General features: G+C 38.3%; 5 protein-coding genes and 1 rRNA gene. 4 read left to right on the top strand and 2 right to left on the bottom strand.

All coding sequences use genetic code 11. The features are described from left to right. Together rrf and megL are read left to right on the top strand one after the other, a co-directional pair. A 5S ribosomal RNA gene (gene rrf, locus J2S74_RS27500) occupies positions 1-72 on the top strand; the annotation flags it as partial. A 428-nt stretch (positions 73-500) separates the two neighbouring features. After that, positions 501-1,682, top strand: coding sequence for a methionine gamma-lyase (gene megL / locus J2S74_RS25790; protein ID WP_307332147.1), 1,182 nt, complete (start codon positions 501-503; stop codon positions 1,680-1,682). Positions 1,683-2,046: 364 nt separating this feature from the next. Here the strand turns inward: megL and J2S74_RS25785 are convergent, their stop codons facing one another. Further along, complete coding sequence (locus J2S74_RS25785; protein ID WP_307332144.1) at positions 2,047-2,370, bottom strand: hypothetical protein; 324 nt, start codon at positions 2,368-2,370, stop codon at positions 2,047-2,049. Between the two features lie 45 nt (positions 2,371-2,415). Continuing rightward, positions 2,416-3,354 carry a YaaC family protein gene (locus tag J2S74_RS25780; RefSeq protein WP_307332141.1) on the bottom strand — a complete coding sequence of 313 codons (939 nt, stop codon included), beginning with the start codon at positions 3,352-3,354 and terminating at the stop codon, positions 2,416-2,418. A gap of 136 nt (positions 3,355-3,490) precedes the next feature. Here J2S74_RS25780 and guaB point away from each other — a divergent pair, with 136 nt between their 5' ends. Next, positions 3,491-4,948: an IMP dehydrogenase gene (gene guaB, locus J2S74_RS25775; protein ID WP_307332138.1), complete on the top strand. Its 1,458-nt coding sequence runs from the start codon at positions 3,491-3,493 to the stop codon at positions 4,946-4,948. A 208-nt stretch (positions 4,949-5,156) separates the two neighbouring features. Continuing rightward, on the top strand, positions 5,157-6,563 hold the full coding sequence (locus J2S74_RS25770; RefSeq protein WP_307332136.1) for a D-alanyl-D-alanine carboxypeptidase family protein: 1,407 nt from the start codon (positions 5,157-5,159) through the stop codon (positions 6,561-6,563). Positions 6,564-6,657 lie beyond the last annotated feature (94 nt).

Raw genomic sequence — 6,657 nt, 5'->3', positions numbered from 1 at the left:
CACGGTAGTTAAGCTCTCCAGCGCCGATGGTAGTTGGGGGTTTCCCCCTGTGAGAGTAGGACGTTGCTGGGCAGATAAAGACATTCTCAGATGAGGGTGTCTTTTTTTATATACCGAATTGTGTCTGAAATGTGAATACCGCGGGTAAAGTTCTATTTATGGCGGGTAACACCTTCGTATTAGCGGGTAAAAGCCTTCTAACGGCGGGTAAACAATCAAATACAGCGGGTAAATATAAGGGACCTTTAATTAATCGCCCGACTAGGTGATACATACTAAATCAGCAAGCTATTTTTGCGTCTAAAATGTGAACGTGGCAAGTAAGTTGGTCTAAACCGGACAGTAAAACCCGCCTCTAATAGCGGGTAACGCCTCAATTTTGGCATTTAACATAGTGAAAATAAAAAGTCAACGATTTTTAATGGACAATTTCCCTTCGCACACTCAACTACATTAAGTATAATAATATTGAGAGATCAAAATTTCTGGGAGGTTTTCAAATGGGGAAAAAAGATATAGAAACACGATTAATTCATGGATTTTTTGATAGACAACAGCATTTCGGCAGTTTAGCACCACCTCTATATCAAACATCTACGTTTACCTTTGCCAACGCTGAGCAAGGGGAAGCTCGTTTCGCCGGAAATGAAAGCGGTTACATCTATTCCCGCTTAGGAAATCCTACAGTGAATGAATTCGAAAGTAAAATAGCAGATTTAGAGGGGGGAGAAGCAGGACTTGCATTTTCTTCAGGTATGGCTGCCGTATCAGCTATTTTAATAGCACTTGTGAAAACGGGAGATCACATATTAGTATCAGAAGGTGTCTATGGTTGTACATTTGGTTTCTTAAATATTATGAAAGACAAATTTAATGTGGACTATGACCTCATTAATATGGATAATGAAGAACCGATTAAGGGAAAAATCAAAAATAATACAAGTGTTATTTATATTGAAACACCGATTAACCCTACAATGAAATTGGTTGATATTGAGCTAGTATCAAAGATAGCAAAGGAAAGAGATATATTTGTTGTAGTGGATAATACCTTTTGTTCGCCTTATTTACAGCAACCATTAAAGCTGGGGGCAGATATAGTGATTCACAGTGCGACTAAATACATTGGAGGGCACGGGGATGTGATTGCAGGTCTTGCTGTAGGGCCCGATAATTTTATACAAAATGTGAAGATGACTACTCAAAAGGATATTGGTGGAGTACTTTCCCCTTTTGATGCTTGGCTACTTATTAGAGGATTAAAAACCCTCGCTGTACGAATGGATAGACATTGCAGTAATGCCCATTATTTATTTGAAAAATTAAAGTCCCATTCGAAAGTTACAAATATAGTATATCCTGGTGATCCAGAATTCTATAACCATCAATTGGTAAAACGACAGATGAAAAACTTTGGAGGATTAATTAGCTTTGAGGTAAAGGGTGGGAAGCAAGGGGCACAACGATTTATGAATGAGTTACAATTAATTCAAGTTGCTGTTAGTTTAGGGGACGCCGAAACTCTTATTCAGCATCCAGCAACAATGACCCATGCCGTTGTTCCAGAAGAGGAAAGGATAAAAATGGGTATTACTGACTCTCTTTTAAGGTTATCTGTAGGCTTAGAAAGTGAACAAGATATCTGGAATGATATCGAAACAGCGTTAAATAAAATAAATTAAGTTAATAAAGGCGGCTGTAATTTTATTTTATAGACGCCTTTTCTTTTTATGACTACCCTGAAAATATAATCAGGTTGTCATTCGCTACGGTTCGCTCGCTTTCCGTAGGTGACCTGCCAAGCCTCCTCGCGACTTCGTCGCTGTGAGGTCTCGGCTAGGCCATTTTCCCACAGGAACGAGCGTTTACTTCAGAGAGGCATCACACGTGATGCCTCTTGAGTAAGCTACGAGTTGTCTCGACGGATCCGCTACGAAGCATACGCTTGCAGAGGAAGAGACAGTTAACCTCACGGACCTTCGCTCATTCCAATGCAGACTAAAATTTTTCATACTCCATGGTGCAAAATTACTATTGGATGGAGGTCTACCCTAAAAATACAAAATCCATGTTGCCGTTTGCACTCTCGAAGAAGTGGAAGGCGGCGACTCCAGCGGGAAAAGCAAGAGGCCACTGAAAAAGATCGCTTTTTATCTTTTTCAGTGGCCTCGAAAAGCAATAGCTGAAGACCCCACAGGAGCACGCTAGTGCGCCGAGGAGGCTGAAGCATTGCCCGCGGAAAGCGTCCGCCTGAAGCGGATTCGCGAGACAAGATTGATACCCATTTTCATAATCCATGGTGCAAATTGTATTTGTATGGATGTCTACCCTGAAAATATCTAAATTGTGTTCTTCTGCTTCAATCAACATTATCCTTTAACAGAGCCTAGTTTATAAATCCTCATTAATACTTCTTCAGTCATCAAAAAATAATCTTTCCACAAGTAATGGAGTCTTTTCCTGAACACACCACAAGAATGTATCGATAAAGGGGAGGTCATTAGAGGAAAAGGAGTAGAGAACTTCCCCCCACCATTCCGCTTCGTACCGGCAAATCATACTCAAATTATATAAAAGTAAAAAGTGGGAAAGTATTTCAGGTAAATTCCAATAAATCGGTAGTACAGTAGACATGTATAATCGTCCTTCCCTTGAATGGAAAAAAGGTAAGGAGCTTCCTTCTTTTTCAATCTTTATTGAAATTTGATCTCCTTGCTCTAGACAGGTTATAATTGAGCCCGTTTTTTCCTTTACCAGCATTTCCAATCGTTTTGGAGACATGCGAAGCTTCTTTAGTAAATCTAAGGAAACGATATACTCTGGATAATTTTCATTTTTTTTAATTGGTAATAAAGGAGCTTCCTTTTCTAACTTTTCGAAGGTGGAATTCATTTCAGGAATAGACATGAGTAAATGCTTCATCTTATACTTTTCTCCTGTTAATTGCTTAACGGAAAAAAAATGATTGGATAAATAAGGGAAAAATCCATCCTTTTGAACTTTAATTTCATCAGATAAAAAGCGATATCCTTGTTTTTTCCGCTTACGGGCGGAAACTCCATGAGCCAGAACCTGTGTTGTAGCTGGGTATTCTGGGTCCACCGTTAGTAAGGCTCCCTTTAACCAATGGCTTAAACCATAGAAAAACAAAACTGGTTTAATTTCTGTTGGGGCTTCTACCCCTTGTGAAAAATAAGACTCCCCTAGTTTTATATAATAAACAAAAGCATAGCTATTTTGAAAAGCAAGTTCATTCGGTGAACCTATTCCTTTTTCCTCATATTTTTTCTGCAAGAAATGTTTTACATATTCTACTGATTGAAAAAGGATTGTAAATTTGTTTTTCTCATACATACATTTCCACCTCTTCCAGTTAAAAAATGAGAATTATCTTACTATTCGAGAATCGCATTAGGCTTCTTGACAGTAGTGTGTCCACTTGATAAGCTACAAATAATATTTTGCGAAAGATTGAAAGGGGAATTGTCTCATGTGGGAGAACAAATTTGCAAAGGAAGGCTTAACGTTTGATGACGTATTGCTTATTCCTGCCAAATCCGAAGTACTTCCTAGGGATGTTAGTGTGAAGACAAAATTATCGGATACACTTCAACTTAACATACCTATCATTAGTGCAGGAATGGATACAGTAACAGAAGCGAAGATGGCTATTGCTATGGCTCGTGAAGGCGGTTTAGGGATTATTCATAAGAATATGTCCATTGAACAACAAGCAGAGGAAGTAGACAGAGTAAAACGTTCTGAGAGTGGAGTTATAACCAATCCATTTTATCTAACTGCACAGCACCAAGTGTTTGATGCAGAACATTTAATGGGTAAATATCGAATTTCAGGTGTTCCAATTGTTGATGATGATTTAAAATTAGTAGGTATTCTAACCAATCGTGACCTAAGATTTATTGATGATTACTCCATACCAATTAGTGATGTAATGACAAAGGAAAGACTCGTAACAGCCCCTGTAGGAACAACTTTGGAGGAAGCGCAAAAGGTTCTTCAACAGTATAAGATTGAAAAGCTGCCATTAGTAGATAATGACGGAGTTCTTAAAGGACTTATTACTATTAAAGATATTGAAAAAGCTATTGAATTCCCTAATTCAGCAAAAGATTCCCAAGGGAGACTTGTTGTCGGTGCCGCAGTAGGGGTTGGTGGTGACTCTGACTTAAGAACGAAAGCACTAGTGGAAGCCGGAATCGATGTATTAGTTATTGATACAGCACATGGTCATTCAAAAGGAGTCATTGATAAGGTTCGAGAGGTAAGGAGTCAATATCCGAACTTAAATATTATTGCCGGTAATGTAGCAACAGCAGAAGCAACAAGAAACCTTATTGAAGCAGGTGCCAACATTGTAAAGGTTGGTATTGGACCAGGCTCCATTTGTACTACTCGAGTTGTTGCCGGTATTGGAGTTCCACAAATTACTGCTGTTTATGACTGTGCAACAGAAGCAAGGAAACACGGTGTTCCGATTATAGCCGATGGAGGAATTAAGTATTCCGGTGATATCGTGAAAGCATTAGCAGCGGGTGCACATGCGGTTATGTTAGGCAGCCTTCTTGCTGGTGTATCAGAAAGCCCAGGTGAAAGGGAAATCTTCCAAGGAAGACAGTTCAAGGTTTATAGGGGAATGGGTTCACTAGGTGCAATGGAAAAGGGAAGTAAGGATCGTTATTTCCAAGAAGGAAATGAAAAATTAGTGCCAGAGGGAATTGAAGGACGTATTCCGTATAAAGGTCCATTGAAGGATACCATTCATCAGCTTGTCGGAGGAGTCCGAGCTGGAATGGGTTACTGTGGATCTCAGACCATCGATAAATTAAGGGATGAATCTCAATTTATTAAAATTACTGGAGCAGGTTTAGTGGAAAGTCATCCACACGACGTTCAAATTACAAAGGAAGCTCCAAATTATTCTCTATAATGGAAGAAAATAATTATAAAGGAAAACGATAGATAGGGTCTTCCCTATCTATTTTTTTGGCCGTTTATATGATAAAATATCGATTGTTCGAGTTTTTTAGAAAAAAAATAATAGAATGAGTCTGTTCAAAAGGGAAAAACACTCCATTTTGAATAGACTCTGTAAAATATATATTATTTTTTAGAGAAAATGGGAGAGGGTGTGCAAGATGATGAAACGTATAGGTTTATTGAGCCTATTATTCGTTTTTACATTTATGAGTGTATTTACTTTTAATGTTTCAACGACACAGGCTAATTTTGAACCACAGGTTGAAACAGCAATATTAGTAGATGCAGATACAGGAAAGATTTTATTGGAGAAAAATGTAGATCAACCTCTGCCTCCTGCAAGTATGACAAAAATGATGGCGGAGTATTTAATTTTAGAGGCTGTTCATAATGGACAAATTACTTGGGATCAGGCAGTTCCAATTCCTGATTATTTAGCAAGAATGTCTCATAACCAAAGTTTATCTAATGTTATGCTACGAACAGATGAGACGTATACAGTAAAGGAACTATATGAATCTGTAGCCATCTATTCAGCTAATGCTTCCACTATGGCTTTAGCAGAATTAATTGCAGGTTCTTATGGTAACTTTGTTAAAATGATGAATGATAAAGGAAAAGAGTTAGGATTAGGAACCCCACTGCGAGAAGCGGGGGCTCAATATGGTATGGATGATTTAGAAGAAATTGCAGAAGCAGGTTTAGGAGATTTTCAATTTGTTAATTCCACTGGGCTTCCAAATCACCTTTTAGATGGTTATCACGCAGAAGGCACAGGTGCGAATGAGGATAACTATATGTCTGCCCGTGCATCTGCCATTTTAGCTTTTCATTTAATAAATGATTTTCCTGAAGTATTAGATACGGCAAGTATTCCAGAGAAAATATTTAAAGAAGGTACAGAAGATGCTATTACCATGCAAAACTGGAATAAAATGCTTGTTGGTACTACGTACTCTGACTGGGATTACGAACCGATTGATGGTTTAAAAACTGGTTTTACTAGTGCTGCAGGATTCTGTTTTACTGGAACGGCCGAAAGGGATGGCCAACGTTTAATTAGTGTTGTTATGAAAGCAGAATCTGAAGGGCAACGTTTCCAAGAAACGAGACGTTTAATGGAATATGGTTTTAACAATTTTTCTAAACAAGAAATATTTCCAGCGGGTATGGAATTAGAGGGATATGAGACAATTCCTGTTACTAGAGGGAAGGCAGATGAGGTATCTATTTCCACTGCAGAGAGTGTTTCTTCACTTGTCCATTGGGATGATGAAGATGCTTATTCTTATTCCGTTCAATTAGATGAATCTTTATTAGATGAACAAGGGAGACTCATTGCTCCTATTGAAGCAAATCAAGTAATTGGAACAATGACAGTGGAATACATTGGTGCTGGTGAGGAAAACTATATTCAAGGAGATGGTCTCCGTTCTGTAGATATTATTACGAATGAGGCTGTCGAAGAAGCTGGTTGGTTCTCGTTAATGTTCCAAGGTATTGGTGAATTTTTCTCAGGTATTTGGGGAAGTGTTGCTGATGCCGTACGAGGATTATTTAATTAATGCAAGGAAAGTGGAGGGACTTCTCTCCACTTTTTACATAAAAAAATTAGTTTTTACGAAGAAAAAGGTGTATTCCTATTAAAATGTTCTAATT

The organism is Evansella vedderi (assembly GCF_030813435.1).
In the GTDB taxonomy this organism is placed as follows: Bacteria; Bacillota; Bacilli; order Bacillales; family Salisediminibacteriaceae; genus Evansella; species Evansella vedderi.
This window is presented reverse-complemented; position numbering and strand designations above follow the sequence as displayed.

Bases quoted from the DNA above. Each gene is read 5' to 3' on its own strand.
- megL (WP_307332147.1), top strand. From the start codon at position 501: ATGGGGAAAAAAGATATAGAAACACGATTAATTCATGGATTTTTTGAT.
- J2S74_RS25785 (WP_307332144.1), bottom strand. From the start codon at position 2,370: ATGTTGATTGAAGCAGAAGAACACAATTTAGATATTTTCAGGGTAGAC.
- J2S74_RS25780 (WP_307332141.1), bottom strand. From the start codon at position 3,354: ATGTATGAGAAAAACAAATTTACAATCCTTTTTCAATCAGTAGAATAT.
- guaB (WP_307332138.1), top strand. From the start codon at position 3,491: ATGTGGGAGAACAAATTTGCAAAGGAAGGCTTAACGTTTGATGACGTA.
- J2S74_RS25770 (WP_307332136.1), top strand. From the start codon at position 5,157: ATGATGAAACGTATAGGTTTATTGAGCCTATTATTCGTTTTTACATTT.